This window comes from Litoreibacter meonggei (genome assembly GCF_003663885.1).
In the GTDB taxonomy this organism is placed as follows: Bacteria; Pseudomonadota; Alphaproteobacteria; order Rhodobacterales; family Rhodobacteraceae; genus Litoreibacter; species Litoreibacter meonggei.
The window spans coordinates 655,139-678,459 of record NZ_RCCE01000002.1 but is presented as its reverse complement, the minus strand read 5'-3'; the positions used below and the strand labels follow the sequence as shown (position 1 = coordinate 678,459).

General features: G+C 58.1%; 23 protein-coding genes. 13 read left to right on the top strand and 10 right to left on the bottom strand.

Annotated elements, in window-relative coordinates; all coding sequences use genetic code 11:
• The first annotated feature begins 29 nt into the window (after positions 1 to 29).
• Genes BCF46_RS08150 through BCF46_RS08125 form a run of 6 tightly spaced genes read left to right on the top strand, consistent with a single transcriptional unit; the run spans position 30 to position 5,329 of the window.
• Positions 30 to 998 (top strand): Bug family tripartite tricarboxylate transporter substrate binding protein, encoded by a 969-nt coding sequence (locus BCF46_RS08150; RefSeq protein ID WP_121023204.1) that lies wholly within the window; start codon positions 30 to 32, stop codon positions 996 to 998.
• A complete protein-coding gene (locus BCF46_RS08145; protein WP_121023203.1) occupies positions 998 to 1,486 on the top strand; it encodes a tripartite tricarboxylate transporter TctB family protein in 489 nt (162 codons plus the stop codon). The genes BCF46_RS08150 and BCF46_RS08145 overlap by 1 nt, the downstream gene beginning before the upstream one ends.
• A 1-nt stretch (position 1,487) precedes the next feature.
• A complete protein-coding gene (locus tag BCF46_RS08140; RefSeq protein WP_121023202.1) occupies positions 1,488 to 2,993 on the top strand; it encodes a tripartite tricarboxylate transporter permease in 1,506 nt (501 codons plus the stop codon).
• A complete protein-coding gene (locus tag BCF46_RS08135) occupies positions 2,993 to 4,342 on the top strand; it encodes an acyclic terpene utilization AtuA family protein (protein ID WP_121023201.1) in 1,350 nt (449 codons plus the stop codon). Before BCF46_RS08140 ends, BCF46_RS08135 begins: the two co-directional genes overlap by 1 nt.
• Positions 4,339 to 4,638, top strand: a complete 300-nt coding sequence (locus BCF46_RS08130; protein ID WP_121023200.1) for a DUF4387 family protein — start codon at positions 4,339 to 4,341, stop codon at positions 4,636 to 4,638. The genes BCF46_RS08135 and BCF46_RS08130 overlap by 4 nt, the downstream gene beginning before the upstream one ends.
• A 40-nt stretch (positions 4,639 to 4,678) precedes the next feature.
• The gene (locus BCF46_RS08125) at positions 4,679 to 5,329 is read left to right on the top strand and encodes a GntR family transcriptional regulator (protein ID WP_121023199.1); all 651 of its coding nucleotides are present in this window, start codon (positions 4,679 to 4,681) and stop codon (positions 5,327 to 5,329) included.
• An 84-nt stretch (positions 5,330 to 5,413) separates the two neighbouring features.
• Here the strand turns inward: BCF46_RS08125 and lpdA are convergent, their stop codons facing one another.
• The 8 genes from lpdA to sucC form a co-directional block, all read right to left on the bottom strand.
• The gene (gene lpdA, locus BCF46_RS08120) at positions 5,414 to 6,802 is read right to left on the bottom strand and encodes a dihydrolipoyl dehydrogenase (protein WP_121023198.1); all 1,389 of its coding nucleotides are present in this window, start codon (positions 6,800 to 6,802) and stop codon (positions 5,414 to 5,416) included.
• Between the two features lie 84 nt (positions 6,803 to 6,886).
• The gene (locus BCF46_RS08115) at positions 6,887 to 7,276 is read right to left on the bottom strand and encodes an MAPEG family protein (RefSeq protein ID WP_121023197.1); all 390 of its coding nucleotides are present in this window, start codon (positions 7,274 to 7,276) and stop codon (positions 6,887 to 6,889) included.
• Positions 7,277 to 7,398: 122 nt separating this feature from the next.
• Positions 7,399 to 7,839, bottom strand: a complete 441-nt coding sequence (locus tag BCF46_RS08110) for a hypothetical protein (protein WP_121023196.1) — start codon at positions 7,837 to 7,839, stop codon at positions 7,399 to 7,401.
• Positions 7,840 to 7,942: 103 nt separating this feature from the next.
• A complete protein-coding gene (odhB, locus tag BCF46_RS08105) occupies positions 7,943 to 9,463 on the bottom strand; it encodes a 2-oxoglutarate dehydrogenase complex dihydrolipoyllysine-residue succinyltransferase (RefSeq protein WP_121023195.1) in 1,521 nt (506 codons plus the stop codon).
• Positions 9,460 to 12,417, bottom strand: a complete 2,958-nt coding sequence (locus tag BCF46_RS08100) for a 2-oxoglutarate dehydrogenase E1 component (RefSeq protein WP_121023194.1) — start codon at positions 12,415 to 12,417, stop codon at positions 9,460 to 9,462. The genes odhB and BCF46_RS08100 overlap by 4 nt, the downstream gene beginning before the upstream one ends.
• A 432-nt stretch (positions 12,418 to 12,849) precedes the next feature.
• Complete coding sequence (locus BCF46_RS08090) at positions 12,850 to 13,485, bottom strand: hypothetical protein (RefSeq protein ID WP_121023192.1); 636 nt, start codon at positions 13,483 to 13,485, stop codon at positions 12,850 to 12,852.
• A complete protein-coding gene (gene sucD / locus BCF46_RS08085; protein ID WP_073143094.1) occupies positions 13,482 to 14,366 on the bottom strand; it encodes a succinate--CoA ligase subunit alpha in 885 nt (294 codons plus the stop codon). The genes BCF46_RS08090 and sucD overlap by 4 nt, the downstream gene beginning before the upstream one ends.
• Positions 14,367 to 14,451: 85 nt before the next feature.
• A complete protein-coding gene (gene sucC / locus BCF46_RS08080; protein WP_121023191.1) occupies positions 14,452 to 15,645 on the bottom strand; it encodes an ADP-forming succinate--CoA ligase subunit beta in 1,194 nt (397 codons plus the stop codon).
• Between sucC and BCF46_RS19770 the strand changes: the two genes are divergently transcribed.
• From BCF46_RS19770 to BCF46_RS08065, 3 genes are all read left to right on the top strand, one after another.
• On the top strand, positions 15,638 to 15,868 hold the full coding sequence (locus tag BCF46_RS19770) for a hypothetical protein (protein ID WP_121023190.1): 231 nt from the start codon (positions 15,638 to 15,640) through the stop codon (positions 15,866 to 15,868). The genes sucC and BCF46_RS19770 overlap by 8 nt on opposite strands.
• Before the next feature lie 109 nt (positions 15,869 to 15,977).
• A complete protein-coding gene (locus BCF46_RS08070; RefSeq protein WP_121023189.1) occupies positions 15,978 to 16,625 on the top strand; it encodes a VPLPA-CTERM sorting domain-containing protein in 648 nt (215 codons plus the stop codon).
• Positions 16,626 to 16,667: 42 nt separating this feature from the next.
• On the top strand, positions 16,668 to 17,804 hold the full coding sequence (locus BCF46_RS08065) for a glycosyltransferase family 2 protein (RefSeq protein ID WP_121023188.1): 1,137 nt from the start codon (positions 16,668 to 16,670) through the stop codon (positions 17,802 to 17,804).
• A gap of 131 nt (positions 17,805 to 17,935) precedes the next feature.
• Here BCF46_RS08065 and BCF46_RS08060 read toward each other — a convergent pair whose 3' ends face one another.
• Entirely contained in the window at positions 17,936 to 18,838 is a 903-nt protein-coding gene (locus tag BCF46_RS08060; RefSeq protein ID WP_121023187.1) for a LysR family transcriptional regulator, read from the bottom strand.
• Between the two features lie 126 nt (positions 18,839 to 18,964).
• On the opposite strand from BCF46_RS08060, the gene BCF46_RS08055 reads away from it, so the two are divergent.
• Positions 18,965 to 19,858, top strand: coding sequence for a sulfotransferase domain-containing protein (locus BCF46_RS08055; RefSeq protein WP_121023186.1), 894 nt, complete (start codon positions 18,965 to 18,967; stop codon positions 19,856 to 19,858).
• A 146-nt stretch (positions 19,859 to 20,004) separates the two neighbouring features.
• Complete coding sequence (locus tag BCF46_RS08050; protein WP_121023185.1) at positions 20,005 to 20,271, top strand: hypothetical protein; 267 nt, start codon at positions 20,005 to 20,007, stop codon at positions 20,269 to 20,271.
• 309 nt (positions 20,272 to 20,580) lie between these two features.
• On the opposite strand, the gene BCF46_RS08045 is transcribed toward BCF46_RS08050, so the two are convergent.
• Complete coding sequence (locus tag BCF46_RS08045) at positions 20,581 to 21,453, bottom strand: AraC family transcriptional regulator (RefSeq protein WP_121023184.1); 873 nt, start codon at positions 21,451 to 21,453, stop codon at positions 20,581 to 20,583.
• A 159-nt stretch (positions 21,454 to 21,612) separates the two neighbouring features.
• On the opposite strand from BCF46_RS08045, the gene BCF46_RS08040 reads away from it, so the two are divergent.
• A complete protein-coding gene (locus BCF46_RS08040) occupies positions 21,613 to 22,521 on the top strand; it encodes an aldo/keto reductase (RefSeq protein ID WP_121023183.1) in 909 nt (302 codons plus the stop codon).
• Positions 22,522 to 22,577: 56 nt separating this feature from the next.
• Positions 22,578 to 23,153 (top strand): SRPBCC family protein, encoded by a 576-nt coding sequence (locus BCF46_RS08035; protein ID WP_121023182.1) that lies wholly within the window; start codon positions 22,578 to 22,580, stop codon positions 23,151 to 23,153.
• Positions 23,154 to 23,321 lie beyond the last annotated feature (168 nt).

The window sequence follows — 23,321 nt, the reverse complement described above, 5'->3', positions numbered from 1 at the left end:
AAACCCGCCATGTCAAATGGGAGGAATCTATGACAAATCGTCTTTTTAAGGCGCTCATGACGAGCGCCGTTCTGGGCCTTACGGCCACGACCGCAATCTCTGCTGCTGAATGTATCGCGCCAGCAAATCCGGGCGGTGGCTGGGACTTCACCTGCCGTCAAATCGGCAAGATCATGTATGACATCAAGGCTGTTGACACACCTGTTCAGGTGACCAACATGCCGGGTGCTGGCGGCGGTCTCGCCTACAACCACGTGGTGTCCGAGCGGGCAGATGATGGCGACCTGATTGTTGCCGCATCTTCCGCCACAACCACACGTCTGGCGCAAAACGCCTACGCTGGCATGACCGCTGATCAAGTACGCTTTGTCGGTGCCATTGGTGCCGATCCGGGCGTTATCGTTGTGGCAGCGGACAGCCCGTTCCAATCGCTGGGCGATCTGGTCGAAGCAATCAAAGCCGATCCGGGTTCTGTGGCGTTCGCTGGCGGCTCTGCCGTGGGCGGGTTTGACCACCTGAAACCACTGATGATCCTCAAAGAGGGCGGCTTCACCGACATCACCAAGGTGAAATACATCGGTGTTGACGGCGGCGCAGATGCGATCACGCAAACCGTTGGTGGCTTCACCCAAGCGATGACCGGCGATATGTCGGAAGTCGTGTCGTTCCTGTCCAATGGCGACATCCGCGTCATCGCGGTTCTGACCGAAGAGCGTGTGCCGGGCTTTGACGACATCCCAACTGCGAAAGAGCAGGGCTACGATGTGGTCGCAGTGAACTGGCGTGGTCTCTACGTGCCAAAAGGCATCTCCGACGCGAAGTTCGACGAATGGGCCGGCAAGCTGCAGCAAGTCGCTGACAGCCCTGAGTGGGCGCAGGCGATGAAGGACAATGGCTTGGCACCGTTCACCAAAGTTGGTGGCGATTTCCAAGGCTATGTTGATGGGCTTGTTGCCGACATTAACGCGATGTCCAAAGAACTGGGAGTTATCCAGTAATGGCTTCTGACCGGATATTTGGTCTGGTCACTCTGATCACGGCGGTCGCGTATCTCGCGGCCGCCACTCAGATTCAGACGAATTTTTTCTCGGGTGAATTTTTGCCCAAACTGTTTCCGATGCTGATCGGGGCGGTCGCGGCGATATCCTCGCTGTTCATGGTGTTCAAGCCGGACCCGGAGCCTGACTGGCCCGCCGCAGGGTCGTGGATATCCATGGGCGTCGCCGTGATTGTGCTGTCGATCTACGCCGTGTTGCTAAAACCGCTGGGGTTCATTCTGCCGACCATCTTCGCCGCGGGCATCCTGAGCTACCAAATCTCGCCGCGCGCCAAACCTGCCATGTTGGCTGGCATCGGCCTGTCGCTGGGTCTGTTCGTGCTGTTCAAGTTCGCGCTGGGACTGGGCAACATCGTGGCCTACCGCATCCCAACGCCCGCGAAACTGTGGGACGCGATCTCAATTCTTATTCCATTCGTGGGGCACTGATATGGACATTCTATCCAACCTCGCGCTTGGCTTTGGTGTAGCCTTGTCGCCCTACACCCTGTTTTTGGCGGTCTGTGGCTGCTTCCTTGGCACTATCATTGGTGCGCTTCCGGGCCTAGGCCCGTCGAACGGCGTGGCGATCCTGATCCCAATCACCTTTACCCTTGGCCTTGATGCCACCAGCGCTTTAGTGCTGATGACCTCCGTCTATTACGGCGCGATGTATGGCGGGCGGATATCGTCGATCTTGCTGAACATCCCGGGCGACGAGCCCGCGCTGATGACCACGCTAGACGGCTATCCCATGGCCAAACAAGGCCGCGCAGGCGATGCGCTGGTGTTGTCCGGAGTGGCGTCGTTTGTGGGCGCGTTTCTGGCCACCATCGGCTTGATGCTGCTGGCCCCGTCGCTGGCGCGGGTGGCATTTCTGTTCGGCCCCGCCGAGTACTTTGCACTCTACCTTCTGGCGTTCTGCACCCTTGGTGGCATGGCCTCCAACAACCAAGCCAAGTCGGCACTGGCGGCCTGTATCGGTCTTGGCATTGCAACGATTGGCGTGGACTCGTCCTCTGGCTTGCCGCGCCTGACAGGCGGCAATCTGCACCTCTATGACGGGGTTGATTTTCTTGTAGCCATCGTCGGGCTGTTCGCTATCGCCGAAGTGTTCTTCTTCATTGAAAGTCACGGCAAAGGCTCTGCTGTCGGCGTGAAGCTCGATAAGGTCCGCATTCCATGGGCCGACATTTGGGAAACCAAATGGACGATGCTGCGCTCCTCCGCCGTGGGGTTCATCGCGGGCATCTTGCCCGGTGCGGGCGCGTCGTTGGGGTCGTTCATGGCCTATATGACCGAGAAATCCATTGCCGGTGAAAAGGGCGGATTTGGCACGGGCGTTCCCAAAGGTGTCGCGGCTCCGGAGGCGGGCAATAACGCCGCCGCAGGTGGGGCGCTGGTGCCAATGCTGACGCTTGGTGTTCCCGGCTCTGGTACCACGGCGGTGCTTCTGGCCCTGCTGATGACGCTAAACATCACCCCTGGCCCGACGCTGTTCACCGACCGCCCCGAAGTGGTTTGGGGCCTGATCGCATCGCTACTGATCGCCAACATTGTGCTGCTGTTGATGAACGTGCCGATGGTGAAAATCTTCGTCAAAATTCTGATGGTGCCCGCATGGATATTGTTGCCCGGCGTGACGATGGTCTCCTTCGTCGGCATCTATTCGCTGTCCGGCAGCTACTTTGACTTGCTGATGATGGTGGGCTTCGGCGCACTCGGGTATATCCTGCGTAAGCTCGACATCCCGACGGTGCCGGTGATCCTTGGCATCTTGTTGGGCGGCAACATGGAAGACGCATTGCGCCGCGCCATGACGCTGTCGGATGGCGATGTGACATATCTGTTCTCCAGCCCGATCGCGATCGGGTTGTGGGTGGCAGCAATTGCAGGGTTCGTGGCTCCCATGTTCCTGCGCAACATCTTGAAGAAACCACAGGCGGTTACCGATTAATGGTCAAAGTTCTCATCCCGTCAGGAGCCCTAGGGCTCGGTTATGATCGCGCGGCTTTAGCGCGGGGGATATCAGAGAACCCTGACATTATCGCTATCGACGGGGGGTCCACTGACAGTGGGCCCCATTACCTTGGCACCGGCACGTCCAAATACGCGCGCGGCTCCACCAAGGCGGAGTGGCGCGAGTTGATGGAGGCGCGTGCCGAGGCCGGTGTGCCGTTGATCATCGGCACCGCAGGGACCTGCGGCGCGGATAGCGCGGTGGATTGGCTGGTGGAGATCACGCGTGAGATTGCTGCTGAGCTGGGGATGAATGTCAAACTGGCGGTGCTAAAAAGCGGGCAACGTCCTGATGCTTTGATTGATGCGTTGGCGCAGGGAAAGATCACGCACCTAAACCCTGCGCCAGAAATTTCCGAGGACGTTTTGGCGTCGTGCTCCAACATCGTCGCTTTGGCAGGGGCAGAGCAAATCCAAGCCGCCCTCGACACCGGCGCGGATATTGTGATTGCGGGGCGGACCACAGACACGGCCATTATTTCCGCCCTGCCATTGGCGCGGGGCTGCCACGCGGGCGGCGTGTGGCATGGGGCCAAGATCGGGGAATGCGGCGCGCTGGCGACCACGGCCCCGAACTCCGGCACGATTCTGATCGAATTTGACGCGGACGGCTTCACCATCACTCCCATGGGTGCTGAGGCCCGCGCGACGCCGCACACCGTGTCGGCGCATATGCTTTACGAAAATTCCAACCCTGACATCTTGTATGAACCGGGCGGACATCTGGACGTAACCGGCGCCAAATATGTGGCGCTGGACGACAGGCGCGTCCGTGTTGTCGGCAGCGAATGGGTGGTCTCCGACCGCTATACCGTGAAACTGGAAGGCGCGCGATTGGCGGGGTTCCAAACCGTGTCACTGGTGACCGTGCGCGACCCGCGTTACGTGGCCAACATTCGCGCGTGGTGTGATGATATTGTGGAAAAAGCAACCGAGAAAGCCCGCACCCGCGTCGGTGAAGGCTTCGAGATCGAGCTGCGCTTGATCGGTTTGGACGCCACGTTGGGGGAGCTGGACACCGCCGCTAAATCAGGAACCGAGGTCGGCGTACTGGGCATGGTCACGGCCCCGACGGAAGCCTTGTCGCGCGAAGTGGCGAAGGTGTTGAACCCCTATTTGCTGCACCACCCGCTGACGGAAGAAGAGGAAATGCCGACCTTCGCCTTCCCGTTCTCGCCACCGGAAGTGAACCGAGGGGCTGTTTACGAGTTCTGCCTGAACCATGTGCTGGAATTGGATGACCCGATGGACGCGTTTGCGCTGACGGTCGAGGAGTTGGGCGCATGAGCAAGTTAAGCGATATTGCCGTCAAAGTTCGGTCGAAAAACGCAGGGCCGTTCTGGCTGACCGTGGATATTTTCTGCGGCACACCCGAAGTGTTTTCGCAGGTTTGCGCGTCGGTGACATCCGCGCGGATAGCGGAGGTGCTCAAGGCGGATCCGGCAGTTGTCGACCGGTATGAGATGGCATCGCTGAACGTGTTGAAGCTGAGCCTTCCGCGCCCTGCGATCCAAGGCACACGCGAAGATCGCGACATGCACGGCGCGTCTTTCGCCGCTTTGGTGGCCGAGCTGGACGTCTGACGGCTTGACCCGATGGGGCGATGTGATCACAGTCGGGCCCATGTTGCTGAGCTCCTCAAAACCCGAACCGACAGGTGCCGCCAATGAATTGGTGTACCGCCGCTTGCGGTCGCAGGTCATGCATGGGGAAATCTTGCCCGGCTCTGCCAAGACCCTACGCGGGATTGGCAAGGAATTTGGCGTGTCTATGACGCCTGCGCGCGAAGCCATGCGGCGGTTGGTGGCGGAGGGGGCATTTACGCTGTCGTCCTCTGGCCGCATCTCCACGCCGGAATTGTCCAGAGACCGGATCGAGGAGCTGGCAGCCCTACGCGCGCTGCTGGAGCCGGAACTGGCGGCGCGGGCCTTGCCGCGGGCACATCTGGCGCTGATCGACCGGCTGCAATCCATCAATGGCACCATCGGGCAGGCCATCGCACGACAAGACCCTGTGGGCTACATCCGCACCAATCTGGAGTTTCACCGCACGCTGTACCTGCGTGCGCAGGCACCTGCGATGCTGGCCATGGCGGAAACGGTGTGGCTGCAAATGGGGCCGACGATGCGCAGCTTGTACGAGAAGCTAAGGCGCTCTGAGTTGCCACAACACCATCGCTTGATCGTCGCGGCACTAAAAGCAGGCGATGAGCCAGGGTTACGGCTGGCTGTGCGGGCGGATGTGACGCAAGGGCTTAGGATGTTGGCGCAGTAGGAGTTTCGGAGGTCCTTTCGGACCTCCGATTATAGTGGGGCGCTGCCCCACACCCCGAGGTATTTATGAAGCAATGATGGGCGGTTAGCTGTGGATTGGGCCGTCGCCGCAGGCAAGTGCTGCCTCGCGCACGGCTTCCGAATAGGTCGGATGTGCGTGGCAGGTGCGGGCGAGGTCCTCCGCGGCCGCACCGAACTCCATGGCGACGCAGATTTCGTGGATCAGATCACCCGCCATGGGACCGATGATATGCGCGCCAAGGATGCGGTCAGTGTCCTTATCGGCAAGGATTTTGACGAAACCGTCGCCTGCGAAATTGGCCTTCGCGCGGCCGTTGCCCATGAAGGAGAACTTGCCGACTTTGTAGTTGCGCCCTGCTTGTTTCAGCTGTTCTTCGGTGGCACCGACGCTGGCGACCTCGGGGTGGGTGTAGATCACGCCGGGGATAACGTCATAATTTACATGGCCTTTTTTGCCTGCGAGGACCTCTGCCACGCCCATGCCTTCGTCTTCGGCCTTGTGGGCCAGCATCGGGCCGGTGATCGCGTCGCCGATGGCATAGATGCCTTTCACGGAGGTGGCCCAATGGGCGTCGGTCTTGATCTGGCCGCGCTCTTCCATCTCGACGCCCAGCTCGCTTAGGCCCAGCCCGTCGGTGAAGGGTTTGCGGCCTGTCGCGACCAACACGCAATCGGCGTCTTCGGTGTGTTCGCTGTCGTCTTTACGCAGTTTGTAGGTGACTTTGGCCTTGTTGTTCTTGACTTCGACGCCTTGCACAGCGGCGCCGAGTTGGAATCCAAGCCGTTGCTTTTTAAGCGTTCGTTGGAAAGTTTTGGCCACTTCCGCGTCCATGCCGGGGGTGATGGCGTCGAGGAACTCGATCACCTTCACTTCTGCGCCCAAACGCTTGTAGACGGAGCCCAGCTCCAGCCCGATCACGCCTGCGCCGATGACGACCAGCTTCTTCGGGATCTTGCCCAATTGCAGCGCGCCAGTGGACGACACGACGACCTTTTCGTCGATCTCGACGCCCGGCAAAGTGGAGACTTCGGAGCCGGAAGCGATGACGATATTCTTCGCCTCATGCACGTCGTCACCGACCTTGACCTTGCCGGCTTCGGGGATGGAGGCCCAGCCTTTGATCCAGCCTATCTTGTTCTTTTTGAACAAGAATTCGATACCGGATGTGTTGCCGGAAATAACCTCGTCCTTGTAGGACAGCATCTGTTTCCAGTCGACCGAGGGGGCCTTGCCCTTCAGGCCCATCTTGGCGAAATTATGCTCTGCCTCGTGCAATTGGTGCGACGCGTGCAGCAGGGCCTTGGACGGGATGCAGCCGACGTTCAGGCAGGTGCCGCCAAGGGTTTCGCGGCCCTCCACGCAGGCCACTTTCAGGCCGAGTTGCGCGCAGCGGATGGCGCAGACGTAGCCGCCGGGGCCGGAACCGATGATGATGACGTCATAGCTGGACATTGAGGTATCTCCTTACCTTAAATAGGCGTGTTTTCTGTGTCTGCGATCCGTCGGCAAAGCGTCGGACTTCTGTCGGGCACCTTTTTAGAGCAGCGCCGCGACAAGCATGGTGATTGTTGCGAAGAACCCTACGGCCCAAATGACGGAGCGCCAAGGGGTCAAGCCAAACGCGTAGGCGGGAATGTAGAGCACCCGCGCGCTCAGATAGAGCCAGGCGCAGGCTGCGGTGACGGGGGTGGACTGGCCGCTGACCGAAATCACGACGGCGGCGATGGTGAACAGGATCAGGCCTTCGAAATGGTTATCGAAGGCGCGTTTCAGGCGGGCAGGTGTGCCGGAGGGTTGCAGTGGCTCGTCGCGCGGGCCGGAGGTGGCTTCGGGGCCGAGTTGTATGTTGAGCGGCACGGCCATGAGGGCGAATTGGGCGACTTGCAGCAGGGCTGCGAGGATCAGGACGGTGAGTTCGGTGGTCATGGGCGTGTGGCTTTCGTGGGGGGGTGGTGTGGCGGGGGGAACCCCGCCCTACGGGGTGGTGGGTGAACCATTCGCCGTTGGCGAAGAACCACACACCCTACGGTTTACTGTGAGTTCGGGGGTCATGATGCTAATCCCAAAGCCTTTGAGATATCGATTTTTGTCATTACTAGTAGCAAAGCCCCGAATGATAAAAACGCGATCTGAGTTGAGTGATGAAGTTTGCTTCTCGCTCCGAGGTGGCTCGAAAACTGGTTGATACCCTGAATCAGTTTTTCGACTTCTTCGCTACCCTTTGATTTAGCTTCAGCAAGGTTGTTAGGTGTGACGGCGAAACCGCCTATCACAATCTTAAGGTTGGCGATTGTTGCCAAGCCCGAAAAGAAGCTTATTGCCCAGCAAAGTAGAGAAGCCAGCAGAATCCGAGACTGGAACACGTCGATATCGGCATCGATCGTCGCTATTGAATATCCTATGCCTGCCCCCGCCGCACTCATCAGGTAATAGCAACGCTTTTCGGCCATTCGCCAAATCTCGAAGACAGTTTCGTCATAGTGGCTCATTTCTTATTTGGCCCCTGCTTGCACGGGCAGCGCCCGACCCTCCCCTCGGGAGGGCTCTTCACGCCCCCCAGGGTCGGGCGCTGCCCTATGTTAATGCGAGACATTAGAGGTCCATCAGCAACCGCCGTGGATCCTCAAGCGCCTCTTTCACGCGCACCAAGAACGTCACGGCACCTTTGCCGTCGACGATGCGGTGGTCATAGGACAGGGCCAGATACATCATCGGGCGGATGACGACCTCTCCGTTGATGGCCATGGGCCGGTCCTGGATTTTGTGCATGCCGAGGATGCCGGATTGGGGCGGATTGAGGATCGGGGAGGACATGAGCGAGCCGTAGACACCACCGTTGGAGATGGTGAAGCTGCCGCCCTGCATTTCCGCCATCGACAGCTTGCCGTCGCGGGCTTTGGCGCCTTTTTCGGCGATGGCTTTCTCGATCTCGGCGAAGCTCATGGAGTCCGCGTCGCGGATCACGGGGACGACGAGGCCGGTGGGGGTGCCAGCGGCGATGCCCATATGGACGTAGTTTTTGTAGACCACATCGGTGCCGTCGATCTCGGCGTTGACCTCAGGGACTTCCTTCAGCGCGTGGACGCAGGCCTTTGTGAAGAAGGACATGAAGCCGAGCTTCACGCCGTGTTTCTTCGCGAACAGATCCTTGTATTCGTTGCGCAGGTCCATGACCGCGCCCATGTCCACCTCGTTATAGGTGGTCAGCATGGCGGCGGTGTTCTGGCTTTCCTTCAGGCGGCGCGCGATGGTCTGGCGCAGGCGGGTCATCTTGACCCGTTCTTCGCGGCTGTCGTCATCGGCGGAAACCGGTGCGCGGGGGGCCTGCGCGGCAGGGACAGGAGCGGAGGCCGCGGCGTTCTGCACGTCTTCCTTCATGATCCGCCCGTCGCGGCCGGAGCCTTGCACGGTGGCGGGGTCGATGCCTTTTTCGGCCATGATCTTGTTGGCGGAGGGGGCGTTCTCGACGTCCTTGCTGCCGCTGGATGCGGGCGCAGGGGCGCTGGCCTCCGACTCCGAAGGCGCAGCGGCCGCAGCCGCACCACCACTAGAGGACAGGACGGCCAGTTTGGCAGAAGCATCCACGGTTGTGCCTTCAGCGGCCAGAATTTCGGTGATCGTGCCAGCAGCAGGGGCGGGAACCTCGACGGAGACCTTGTCAGTTTCCAATTCGCACAGCATTTCGTCCTGCGCGACGGTGTCGCCGACCTTCTTGAACCATGTGGAGACGGTGGCCTCGCTGACCGACTCGCCCAAGGTGGGGACCATCACGTCGATGCTGTCGCCGCCTTCGCGCGGTTTCACGTCTGTCGGGCCTGCATTGATGGCCTTGTCCGGCTCGGCAGTCGGATCGTCCTGTTTTGGCTTGGCCGCATCACCTTCGCTGACCTGCGCCAGCAGGGCGTCAACGCCCACGGTTTCGCCCTCTTGGGCGACGATCTCGGACAGGGTGCCTGCAACAGGGGACGGAACCTCGACGGTGACCTTGTCGGTTTCCAGCTCGCACAGCATTTCGTCGACGGCGACGGTATCGCCGGGTTTTTTGAACCAAGTGGCCACGGTGGCCTCGGTGACGCTTTCGCCAAGGGTTGGGACGCGGATCTCAGACATTATTTCGTTCCTTTAACAGTAAGCGCATCGTCTACGAGTGCTGCTTGTTGTGCTTTGTGCTGGCTGGCCAGACCCGTGGCGGGCGAGGCAGCGGCGGCGCGACCGGCATAGGCCGGACGCGAATGTTTGGCTTTGATGCGAGTCAGCACCCATTCGATGTTGGGCTCCATAAAGGACCACGCGCCTTGGTTCTTCGGCTCTTCCTGACACCAGACCATTTCGGCATTCTTGAAGCGCTCCAGCTCGCCCACCGCGGAGATGGCGGGGAAGGGGTAAAACTGCTCGAACCGCATGATGTAGACGTCGTCGATGCCACGGGCGTCGCGTTCCTCCAACAGGTCAAAGTAGACCTTGCCGGAACACATCACCACCCGCTTGATTTTGTCATCCGCCACCAGCTTGGTGTCGGAGTTGCCGTGCTGGGCGTCGTCCCACAACACGCGGTGGAAAGAGGAGCCGGTCTGGAATTCCTCGGCCTTGGATACGGCCAGCTTGTGGCGCAGCAGGGATTTCGGCGTCATCAGGATCAGCGGCTTGCGGAAGTCGCGGTGGATCTGGCGGCGCAGGATGTGGAAGTAGTTGGCCGGCGTGGTGCAGTTCGCCACGATCCAGTTGTCGCCGCCGCACATGGTCAGGAAGCGTTCAAGGCGTGCGGAGGAGTGTTCCGGCCCTTGACCTTCATAGCCGTGGGGCAGCAGGCAGACGAGGCCGGACATGCGCAGCCATTTGGACTCACCCGACGAGATAAACTGGTCAAACATGATCTGCGCGCCATTGGCGAAGTCGCCGAACTGGGCTTCCCAGAGGGTTAGCGCGTTGGGTTCGGCGAGGCTGTAGCCGTATTCGAAACCCAGCACCGCGTATTCCGACAACATGCTGTCGATAACCTCGTACTGGGACTGGCCCTCGCGGATATTGTTGAGGGGGTAGTACCGCTCCTCAGTGTCCTGATTGATCAGGCCGGAGTGGCGGTGGCTGAATGTGCCGCGTGTGCAATCCTGACCGGACAAGCGCACGGGATAGCCCTCGGTCAGCAGCGAGCCAAAGGCCAGCGCCTCGCCCGTTGCCCAGTCGAAGCCCTCGCCGGACTTGAACATTTCGGCCTTGGTTTCCAGCAGGCGGCCCACGGTTTTGTGCAGCGGGAAGCCGTCCGGGGCTTTGACCAAGGACTTGCCAACCTCGTCGAAGGTCTCTTTCGAGATGGATGTTTGGCCGCGTTGGTAATCTTCCTCGTCGCGGCGATCCAGATGGGACCACTTGCCGTCCAGCCAGTCGGCCTTGTTCGGCTTGTAGTCTTTGCCAGCCTCGAACTCGTCGTTGAGATACGACTGGAAGGACGCCTTCATATCCTCGATCTCGCCCTCTGGGATCAGCCCGTCACGCACAAGGCGTTCGGTGTAGAGCGTTAGCGTGGTCTTTTGCTTTTTGATCTTCTTGTACATCAACGGGTTGGTGAACATGGGCTCGTCGCCCTCGTTGTGGCCAAACCGGCGGTAGCAGATGATGTCGATCACCACGTCTTTATGGAACTTCTGGCGGAACTCGGTGGCGACGCGGGCGGCATGGACCACGGCTTCCGGATCGTCGCCGTTTACGTGGAAAATCGGAGCTTCCACCATCAGTGCGATATCAGTCGGGTAGGGTGAGGAACGCGAGAAGTGCGGCGCGGTTGTGAAGCCGATCTGGTTGTTCACCACGATATGCATGGTGCCGCCGGTCTTATGGCCCTTGAGGCCCGACAGCCCGAAGCCTTCGGCCACAACGCCTTGGCCCGCAAAGGCCGCATCGCCGTGCAGCAGGATCGGCATGCAAGAAATGCGCGTGTCATCGTTGTTCTGGTCCTGCTTGGCACGGGCTTTGCCCAGCACGACCGGGTTCACCGCCTCCAGATGCGATGGGTTGGCGGTCAGGGACAGGTGGACGGAATTGCCGTCAAACTCGCGGTCGGACGATGCGCCAAGGTGGTACTTCACGTCACCCGAGCCGTCGACGTCTTCTGGCTTGAACGAGCCGCCTTGGAATTCGTTGAAAATGGCTTTGTAAGGCTTGCTCATCACGTTCGCCAAAACCGACAGGCGGCCACGGTGGGGCATGCCGATGACGACGTCTTTGACACCCAAAGAGCCGCCGCGCTTGATGATCTGCTCCATCGCGGGAACAAGGCTTTCGCCACCATCAAGGCCGAAGCGCTTGGTGCCCATGTATTTGACGTGCAGGAACTTCTCGAAGCCCTCGGCCTCGACCAGCTTGTTGAGGATCGCCTTGCGGCCTTCGCGGGTGAAGGTGATTTCCTTGTCCCAGCCCTCGATGCGTTCTTTCAGCCAGCCCGCTTCTTGGGGGTTGGAGATGTGCATGTATTGCAGCGCGAAGGTGCCGCAATAGGTGCGCTTCAGGATCGCCACGATTTCGCGCATGGAGGCGGTTTCCAGCCCCAGCACGTTGTCGATGAAGATCGGGCGATCCAAGTCCGTCTCGGAGAAGCCGTAGTTCTTTGGGTCCAGCTCGGGGTGGGGCTCCGGCTCCTTCATCGCCAACGGGTCCAGATCGGCGGCAAGGTGGCCACGGATGCGGTAGGCGCGGATAATCATGATGGCGCGGATGGAATCCAGCACGGCTTGTTTGATCTGGTCGTCGGAGACAGGAACGCCTTTCTCGGCGGCCTTGGACTTGATCTTGTCAGCGGCTTTTTCCGGCTCGGCCCATTGGCCGTCCAGCGCCTGCGTCAGGTCGTCATTGGGCTGCGGCGGCCAGTCAGCGCGCGCCCAGCTTGGGCCAGCGGCCTCGGCGGTCACATCGGTGTCGGCGTCGCCCAAGGCCTTGAAGAAATCCCGCCAGCCTTCATCGACCGCGTTCGGGTCTTTGGCATAGCGCGCATAAAGCTGCTCCAGATACTCGGCGTTGTGGCCTTGCATGAAGCTGGAGGCGTGGAACTGGTCGTTGGGGGAGTGTTCGGTCATTGGATCACCTCCGAGTGGGATCAGAAAGATTTGCGAAATTAGAAGAACTTGGCCCTGATAAAAGCCAAAATGCGGTGATTGTAGAGGTGGCCCAGAGTAATGCGACAGCCAAAAAGGAAACTACGTCTTTGGGGAATTCCATGACTTCCAACGATATGACAGTCAGGCCGCTGAAAATCGCAACAATTGGGCTTAGCACCATGACAGGCCAAATGCGTTTGTCTTGGTCGCGCATCCTTCGAGCCGCGACGGCGTGTAACGGCACGAGTAGAAGTGCTTTGAGAAGTAGTCCTGGAATAGGTTCAATGACTAAGACAAGCCAAATTAGGAGTGAGGCAGGAATATAAAACCACCAGAATTCATGGTTTGATGCTCTGCCGGAGAACGTTATAAATTTCCGCAAGCAAGTAGCGATAGCTTCAACCGGCCCCATCAGTTGCCCCCCGACGGGAAACTGGTTTGCGTCTCTAGCGTGCCGGAGACTGTGACGGGGGCGCCGATCTTTGCCGCAAGACTACCGGCGTTCATGGGCGTGATGGCGAAGCGTTGGGTGGGCGTGGTCTCGACAACCTGCGGGGCGGCGAAATCGCTGGCGGTGTGGCCGATGAGCGAATGGGGCGACAGCGCGAAGCGGCAGATGATGTTGGTCTGCGCGGGGTCGGGTTGCAGCCAGAACACCAAAGCGGCCTCGGTATCCGCGCCAATCTGGCGGGTCAGGATGCGGGTTTTGCTTTGGGGGATGTCTTTTTTCTTGGCGAAGCCTGCGACGGTTTTGCGTTGCAGGTCCGCGATGGCCTTGATCTGCTCGCCGCCTGTGTCGCCGGTGGCGTAGAAGGCCACTTGGGGCCAGATCAGCAACTCGATGATTTCGGGGGAGAGGTCGCCTTCGGGGGCCAAAATCCAGCCTTGCTGCGCCAAAGCGCCGATAGTGTCGTCCACATTGGCGTGTGGCTGGTGGCACGCGTCGATGGAGGCGGACATCTCGGTGAGCGTCAGGGCGCTGGCCATATAGGAAGTGGCCGCCAAAGCGGTGCTTGCGCACGCTGCTATGGCGACCACTTTGATCATTTTGCGATGGCTGCCAGAACGGCCTCGCCCAGACCTGCGGGGCTTTCGGCCACCACGATGCCTGCGGCTTTCATCGCTTCGATCTTCGACTCCGCGTCGCCTTTACCACCGGCGACGATAGCGCCAGCGTGGCCCATGCGGCGGCCGGGAGGGGCGGTGCGACCAGCGATGAAGCCCGCGGTTGGTTTCCAACGGCCTGCTTTCTTCTCGTCGGCCAAGAACTGGGCGGCTTCTTCTTCCGCCGAGCCGCCGATTTCGCCGATCATGATGATCGATTGGGTCTCTGGATCGGCGAGGAACATTTCCAGCACGTCGATATGCTCGGTCCCTTTGATCGGGTCGCCGCCGATGCCGACGGCTGTGGACTGGCCAAGACCGCTATCGGTGGTTTGCTTCACCGCCTCATAGGTCAGCGTGCCGGAGCGGGAGACCACGCCGACGGAGCCGCGCTTGTGGATGTGGCCGGGCATGATGCCGATCTTGCACGCATCCGGCGTGATGACACCGGGGCAGTTGGGGCCGATCAGGCGGGACTTGGAGCCTTCCAGCGCGCGCTTCACCTTCATCATGTCGAGCACCGGGATGCCCTCGGTTATGCAGCAGATGAAGGGGATTTCGGCGTCGATGGCCTCAAGGATGCTGTCCGCTGCGAAGGGGGGCGGGACGTAGATCACGGTTGCATCCGCGCCGGTGCGCTCGACCGCCTCGTGGCAGCTGTCGAACACTGGCAGGTCCAGATGGGTCATGCCGCCCTTGCCGGGCGTTACGCCGCCGACCATTTTGGTGCCGTAGGCGATGGCCTGTTCGGAGTGGAAGGTGCCTTGCGAGCCGGTGAAGCCCTGACAGATTACCTTGGTGTTTTCGTCGATGAGAATGGCCATGTGGGCTCCTCTTGAAATCTTGAGTGTAGGGCGGGGTTCACCCCGCCGATGGATAAGCACGGCGGGGTAAACCCCGCCCTACAAGTTAACCCTTAACCGCTTTCACGATCTTCTCGGCGCCGTCTTTCAGATCGTCGGCTGCGATGATGTCGACGTCGGAGCCGTTGATGATGGCTTTGCCCTCTTCAACATTGGTCCCTTCGAGGCGGACAACCAGCGGCACCTGCAGGCCCACTTCTTTCACCGCGGCGACAACGCCTTCGGCGATGACGTCGCAGCGCATGATGCCGCCGAAGATATTGACGAGGATGCCTTTGACGTTCGGATCAGATGTGATGATCTTGAACGCCTCGGTAACCTTCTCTTTGGTCGCGCCGCCGCCCACGTCGAGGAAGTTGGCAGGCTCCGCGCCGTAGAGCTTGATGATGTCCATCGTCGCCATGGCAAGGCCCGCGCCGTTGACCATGCAGCCGATTTCGCCGTCCAGCGCGATGTAGTTGAGGTCGTATTTCGACGCTGCCAGCTCTTTGGGGTCTTCTTCGGTTTCGTCGCGCAACTCCGCGATGTCGGCGTGGCGGTACATGGCGTTGCCGTCAAAGCCCATCTTGGCGTCGAGGCATTTCAGATCGCCCTTGTCGGACACGATCAGCGGGTTGATTTCCAGCATCTCCATGTCTTTCTCAATGAAGAGTTTGTAGAGCGTGCCCATCAAGGCGACGCATTGTTTGATCTGTGCGCCCTTGAGGCCCAGCTCGAACGCGATGCGGCGGCCGTGGAAGGCTTGGTAACCGGTGGCCGGATCGACGGAGAAGGACAGGATTTTCTCTGGTGTGGAGGCGGCGACCTCTTCGATGTCCATGCCGCCTTCGGTCGAGCAGACGAAGCTGACTTGGCTGGTTTGGCGGTCGACGAGCAGGGCGAGGTAGAGTTCGGTTTCGATGCCGGAGCCGTCTTCGATATAGATGCGGTTCACTTGCTTGCCCGCGGGGCCGGACTGGTGCGTGACCAATGTGCGGCCCAACATCTTTTTAGCCTCGTTGGCGGCTTCTTCAACGGATTTGCACAGACGCACACCGCCAGCTTCGCCTGCATCGGCTTCCTTGAAGGAGCCTTTGCCGCGGCCACCTGCGTGGATTTGAGCTTTGACAACCCAGAGCGGGCCGTCCAATTCACCTGCTGCGGATTTTGCGTTTTCGGCGGCGAGGACGACGCGACCGTCCGAGACGGGGGCACCGTAGGAGCGAAGGAGCGCCTTCGCTTGGTATTCATGGATGTTCAAAACTCTCTCCTTGAGTCAGGGGGTTCTTGCCTTTGATACATGGGATAACCTCAGCGCAAACGCTGAAATTGACCTAAGGGCCATAAAAGCGACATTTGTGATCACACGCCTAAATGCCGTGATCACAAAATGGCGAGGATGTGCATTCAAAGGGGTGCTCGCAGGGAATCGCGGCGAAGAAATCCAGACCACGATGCGTCATTTTGACCAAAACCTTAAATAATGTTAACTATTAAGAGCCGCCATTTGGGGAAATGATTCTGGCATCTATCTGTGCATGCAATTCTCAATTTCATAAATGGTGTTTTTTGTAACCAGTCTGGAGAAAACTCATGAAAAGACTATTAGCGGCGACCGCTGCTTTATTGGTGATAGGCGGAAGCGCCTCCGCCGCAACGGTCAGCTTGGATTTCGTCGCACTTGCAGCGGGTACGCCCGGTGACCGTGGTGGCGTTGAAGGGCAAACCTTCACCTTTGGCGGACTCGATGTCACACTGACCTCGTCCCACAACGCGTATCTGGATGACTTGTCTAACGGCAAGCCCGCTGGCTTGGGTGTTTGTGGTACGATTGGTGTTGTCGGTGGTATCAGCAACCAGTGTGATCCGTCTAACGACGACAACATTACGACAGGGGAAAGCGTAACGCTGACCTTTGGGCAGAATGTAACGTCCATGACCAACTTCATCTTCTATGATGGAAATCACAACTCGTTGTCGACCAGTTCCAGCACCTTTGACATAGGGTATAACGGTTCGGTGCTGTCAGAGCGGACGTTCGCGACCTACAACGGCGTCAGTGGCTCGCTCACCTCGATCACCTTTGCGTATGGCGGCACGTCAGCTGACCAGTTCTACCTTGGTGGTGCGACCGTGGAATACGTGGCCGCAGTACCGCTTCCGGCCGCTATGCCGATGCTGGCTGCCGGCTTTGGTCTACTGGGAGTAGGGGCGGCACGTCGTAAGCGTCGCAAGGCTTAAGCCTAACGATTTAGGTATTTGCTAAGATCAGAGAGGCGGCCCGTGAAAGCGGGCCGCTTTTTCCATGTCGAATTGGCTGCATTATCGGGGTTCGACATTGACGTTGCACGGAAATCCGGCATTCCCTGTTCAAATGAGATCAATCAAGAATGGGGCAAACCTGTGAAACTGCCGACTTGGGGCGTTGTGGGCACCATGGACGAGCCGCCGGAGCTTGTGGCCGCTTATGCCGCGCATCATCTGTGGGCTGGCGCCTCGGCGGTGCACATATATCTGGACCGCGACAACCTGCGCACGCGAGCGTTGCTGGCGCCGCTGGACGCGGTGCATGTCACGGTTGCAGATGAGGCCTACTGGCGTGCGGAGCTTGATATCAAGGTGCCGAAAACGCACCAGCGGCGGCAGACCTTGAACGCGACTTTGGCATATAGGCGCACGGATGTGGACTATCTGGTGCATCTGGATGCGGACGAATTCATCCATCAGGTCGAGCCATTGGAGAAAGAGCTGGCGCGGCTGCAAACGATGCGGCCCGGCGACTACCTGAACATTCCCAATCTGGAACGGGTCTGGCTGGAGGGGGAGGCGCAAGATGACATGTTCAGCGGTAATTTCCGCGCGTCCACCAAGCGGCTGGAAGGAGATTTCTCGCGGCTGGTGTTGGACGGCGAGGGGCTGACGCGGTTCGGGCTGACGGGACATAGCGAGGGCAAGGCGTGCTCGCCCACGGGATACGACTACGTGCTGGGTATTCATCGGCCCCACCATGACACCGAGCGGCCTTGGACTTTTCCGGGGGTGAAGCGGTCTCGGTCATCGGTGATCTTGCATTTCGACGGGATGACGCGGCTGCACTGGGTTTATAAACGCCTTCGCAAGGCGCAGTTTCGCGAGACGCAGGTGGGCCAGCCGATTACCGAGCAGATGCAGGCGCAGATCGATGCCATTGAGGCGGGCGGCGGCGACATGGCGGCGGCGAATGCCTTGCATGACCGGGTCAAGGTGCTGGGGGTTATGGTCGACTCTCTTCGAGAGGAAGACCTGCTGTTGGAAGTGCCGTTTGACGTGACCCGCGGGCTGAAGGCACTGCTACCGCACGAGACGCTGGATTTGTCAGCGGCGGGATTTGACGCGTGGTTAAGGGCGGAGAAGGCGGAGTTTTTCGACGGCCTTGGATAGATAGAGAAAATTCGGAGAGTGGCTGCTTTGCGGACTTTCCGGACATTCAACGTTTTTATCTCAATGGCCGCTTTCGGATGGACCTCACTTCAAATGAGGGTTTGAACAACTCACCTCTGAAACAACTTCGGCTATGCGCCAGCCCGATTACCTGACTTAAAATGCTCTCCTGCAAAGGCCATGAACTTGCGAACAGCAGGGCGCGTATAGCTTTCCTTTGATGCGACCAGCCAGAGCGTGTGTTGAAGCTCTTCATGGCGGAAGCAGGACACTAAGTCCGGGGTTGCATCGCCGGTGACACAGGGCAATAATCCCAATCCCGCTCCAGATTGAAGGGCTGCAGCCATGCTGGTGACAGCGTTGACTTGATACAGAATATCAGCAGCGTCAAGTTGATGGTTAAGCCAGTCCACCGCTTTCATGACGCGTGCGACCTCGTCTGAATAAATCACAAACTTTCGACCTTGCGCCTCGTCGAGTGATCGTGGCGCACCGTATTTTTGGTGATATGCCTTGCTGCAATAGACACCGAGAGGAAACCGCGCCAACTTTTTGGCTATCAGCGTATCTCCGGAAATCTCGTCAATTGGGCGCAGCACCAAATCAGCCTTTCCGGACTCCAGCGGTGATTGGTTTTTGTCCCATGCAACATCAATCAACAGATCGAAAGAAATTTGAGGGTTCTTCTCTTTGAACTTTGAGGTGAGTTTGACACCAAATCGCTGCATTGCTTCAGCATTTCCTGCAAATCGGATCACGCCATCATCATCGCGGGCCAACTGTTCGGCTGTGGTAAGGACAGATGCCGCAGAAGCGCGCATTGTTTTCGCGACGTCTAAAAGAACCAATCCTTGTGCCGTCAAATTGTACCCACGGTTTGTACGTTCAAATAGTTCTAGATTTAGCGCATGTTCTAATGCGTCGATGCGGCGCGCAACTGTGGTGTGGTTCATTCCGATGATACTAGCAGCAGCGAGCGACGACCCCTCTTCAGCGACCGTCAGAAACACCCGAATATCATTCCAGTTGAACATAGTGGCCTCCCGTCCTGAGGCGCACTGTGCACGAATGCAGAGCCGCAGGCTACTATTGTGTATTTGTGCAAAAGGCAGAGGGGGATAGCCTATGGGCAAGATATTTCAATGATAAAGGAATTTACGATGCCTAGTTTGCCAACAAAAACCCGCGACATACACAGCCATCATTTTGACAGCACGATCTGGGACGACATTCAGTTTCGCGACGATGACATTATCATCGGAACATATGGAAAAACTGGAACGACGTGGATGCAGCAAATCATCAGCCAACTTATCTTTGACGGTGAAGAAAACCTGCCAGTCTCGGAGATGGGGCATTGGGTCGACTTACGCATTCCACCCAAAGAGGTGAAATTGCCCATGATTGAAGCCCAAACTCATCGCCGCTTTCTAAAAACGCATCTTCCGGTCGATGCGCTCGTTTTCTCAGATAAGGCAAAATACGTTTACGTCGCACGCGATGGGCGTGACATTGCTTGGTCTCTCCACAACCACCACCTCAACGCCAATGACGCGTGGTATGACGCGCTGAACAACACGCCTGGACGTGTTGGCCCTCCTATCGAGCTGCCTGTTGGCACCACGCAAGAGTACTTTGAGAATTGGCTCGACAATGATGGCGCGCCGTTCTGGCCTTTCTGGGAAAACGTCCGTTCTTGGTGGGCTATTCGCGATCTTCCAAACGTGATGCTCGTGCATTTTGCGGACCTCAAGTCAGACATGGAAGGTCAAATTCGCCGCATTGCTGAGTTTATCGATGTACCAGCTGAGCAAGCAATCATGGACCGCGTGCTTAAGCATTGCTCATTCGACTACATGAAAGAAAATGCTGCGCAAACTGTGCCGCTGGGTGGTGCATTCTGGGAAGGCGGCGCAAAGACCTTCATCCACAAAGGCAAAAATGGCCGTTGGAATGATGAGCTGCCGCAAGCGTTGAGTGAGCGATATGAAAAAACTGCCATCGCCGAACTTGGTGAGGCCTGCGCAGATTGGCTCAAAAGCGGCGCATCCTGAGCGCCTATTGAGCGCAATCGTCACGATCTAACGTCTATTTAGTTTGGGTATTTTTGCAGATGTCACATTCAACTTTTCGCTCATTAACACTCTCGACCGCTCTGACATTAGGAATATGTCAGAGCGCCGCTGCCCAAGATGCTGTCATGATCGTCCAGCACCAAGTCGCCGATTTTGCGGCATGGAAGTCCGTTTTTGACGGAGCACTTTCAACCAGACAAAGCGTCGGGGAGACAGCATTCGAAATCTTACAGAACCCGGCAGACCCCAATTCAGTAACTGTCATCTTCGAGTGGGATACGCTTGATCGCGCAAGGGCATTTGCCGCGGACCCGGCACTAAAAAACGGTATGCGCGCCGCAGGCGTCATATCGGTGCCAGAATTTACATTCTACCGATTTGAAGGATATTGAAGCGACTACCGACCGGCATAAACAATGGTATCAAGCCGCCCTTCGCGGCACCGCGCACGAACTGGTATGACGCGGGACCTTCCCGACATTCGTTTCTATTCCTTTGCTGACGCAGCATTTGTTCGCAACCGAGGCGATGAACTTATGGCAGTGCAGTGTAGTTCACCAATGCAGCCATTCAAGCGGGTCAAGCGAGCTGGATCTCAACACAGACCTTTCGCCGCACGGTGCAGGAACTCACATGCCGCGGGACAAGGCTTCCGTTTTCCTATTCTGTCTAAATGTTTGCTTTTTTACCGCAGAAGCAAACTATGATGCCCGCGCGAGGTGGTGTTTGGGCGAGCAACCAAATTTGCGGGAGTAGTCGCGGCTGAAATGCGTGGAGCTCTCATAACCGACTTCAAATCCTGCAACGGATACAGAAGGGACACCGCGCTCCAAAAGCGCGCGCGCCTCGATCATTCGGAGATCTTTTTGATACTGCAGTGGTGTCGTGCCAGTCACAGACTTGAAGTGCTCATGAAACGACGACGGGCTCATCCCGGCCACTTCGGCCAGTTCGCCCACCGCCAACGGCTCTCGAAAACTGGTCCTGATCTGTTGGATGGATTTGGCGATACGGCTGGCATGGCTGTCGACCGACAACAGGTTCCGCAACATACCGCCAATCGGCGACAACAAGAGACGGTAGTGGATTTCTTTCAGGATCATCGGACCGAGGACCTGTATATCAAGGGGGGCATCCATCAATTCCAGATAGCGCACGATTGGACCGACCCATGCGGGATCAGCGACACTCGCCGAGAGGGATTTCGCGCCCTGCGTGTCCGACACCGTTTCGCCGACCTGTTCATAAAGGCTGCGCAAAATACCTAAATCCAATGACAGGATAAGTGCGCGGTACGGGGCATCGGAACTGGCTTGCGTTATTTTGGACGTCACGGGCAAGTCGTGGCTGACCAACAGCGCATCCCCCTCAGCCAGAGAAACCAATTGATCACCGATGTTCATTTCTTTTCGCCCCTGTAGGATCAGACAGATCACAGGGTTATAAACAACAGCCTCAAACGCCGTGACATCCTCTCGTTGAAATATATGCGCAGCAGGCAGGATTCTGCCCGAACGTGCTGTTTCGCGGACTGAAAGCTCTGCTGACAGGTGCTGTACTCTCTCAAACGTCATCGGCATCTCCTTTGCCGATCTCTATCAGGAGTGTTCCGTAAGATCACGTAATTTCCCAACCATTCGGAGGAATTGGCAGACATACCGGAGAATTTGGCAGGACGGATCGCCGCCACGCACATAGCTTCCAATCAACAAGACGCATGAATGGAGCACTGCATGTCCGGACCACAAACCACCTTCGCCCTCAACTCTGACACCTCAATCCCCGCAATCGGGTTTGGCACTTATCTTATCTCGAATGACGATGCTGAAACCGCAATCAGTTCGGCAATCGCCGCAGGCTATAGGCACATCGACACCGCTTCTGGTTATGGCAACGAGGAAACGGTTGGGGCCGGGATCAGGAAAGGGTTGCAGGCCGAAGGGCTACCCCGTGCTGATCTGTTCGTAACGGCCAAACTTTGGCCCGGAAACCCCGCTTGGGGCGACGCGCCCAAAACCGGTGCACAAACCCTTGAGGAATGCGACGCAAGCCTGTCGCGTCTGGGGTTGGAGTATGTGGACCTTTATCTGATCCACGCGCCTTACGGCGGTGATATGCGTCTGGAGCAATGGCGCGCCTTGCTGGACTTGCAAGCCAGTGGCAAGGCCCGTTCCATCGGCGTGAGCAACTTCAACGAAAGCCATCTTGACGAGATCAGCGCCGCTGGCCTGCCGATGCCCGACGCCAACCAGATCGAATTGCATCCTTGGTCCCAGAAACCCGGCCTGCTTGCCCATATGGCCGCGCACAACATCGCACCGATTGCCTACAGCAGCCTTGTCCCACTCTCCACGTGGCGCACAGAGCCCGGTCAGGACAGCGCCAAGACTGATGACATGAAGGCGGACGGCGCGGCCTTCAAAGGCATGGCTCAGAAGTACGGCGTCTCTGAGGCCCAGCTCTTGCTGCGATGGGGCGTACAGAATGGCTATGCCGTTCTGCCCAAAAGCCTGAACCCGGAACGGTTGGCTCAGAACTTGGATCTGTTCTCTTTCACGATCGACGACGCAGACATGGCGCAGATGGCGACCATGGACCGCGGTGATGGTGTGGCCTGGGCATCCGGCGATCCCAGCAAGTAGCCGCGCCTTCATCCAACCTTTCAATACATCGAAACACCAACTCTATTGGAGTCACTATGAACCGTTCTTTCCCGTTCACTTCAACCGCACTTGCCGCCCCGTTGCTTGCAATCGCGTTCAGTACACCTTTGGCGGCAGATACATCCTGCGATGCGCGTTTGATGAGCGGCAGCATCGCCCAACTCAGCCCGACCCATGCAACTGTTGATACATCGGTGCTTATCAACGCCAACGCGATCGACGTGTGGGCAACCCTGACCGACTTCGACAACATGGCAAGTTGGAGCACCGGCACATTGCAGGGCATGATAGGCGACATCCAAGATGGCGGCAGCGTGACCATCACCTTTATCTTTGGCACCGATGAGAACGGTGAGCCCAATTTGATGGAGATCCCTCATACGCTTATCTATGAAGAGGGCCGCTCTTTCGGTTGGTCCGATCCTTTCCCCGAAGACAACGGCGGCGGTCACGACAACCATGTTTATCGCGTTGAAGCCTGTGGTGATCAGACTCTTTTCGTCCAATCAGACGAAGTTGTCGACAACCCCTATGCTGCGAACTTCGTGACCCAGTTGCTGCCCATGTATCAAACGTTCAATGCGGAGCTAAAAGCCGTCGTTGAGAACTAGGCACGGGAGTTTGGTGGCGCGATACTGTCAGAAAAGTTGTCGCGCCACTTCGGCCAAAGCTGACATTCATACACGACGCAGCATCAGTAACTCTGGGCTCAAAGCAGACATTTCGTGATTTGATCGGTTTGTATGTTACCGATCTAAATCGCTATGCTGGCAAAAAGA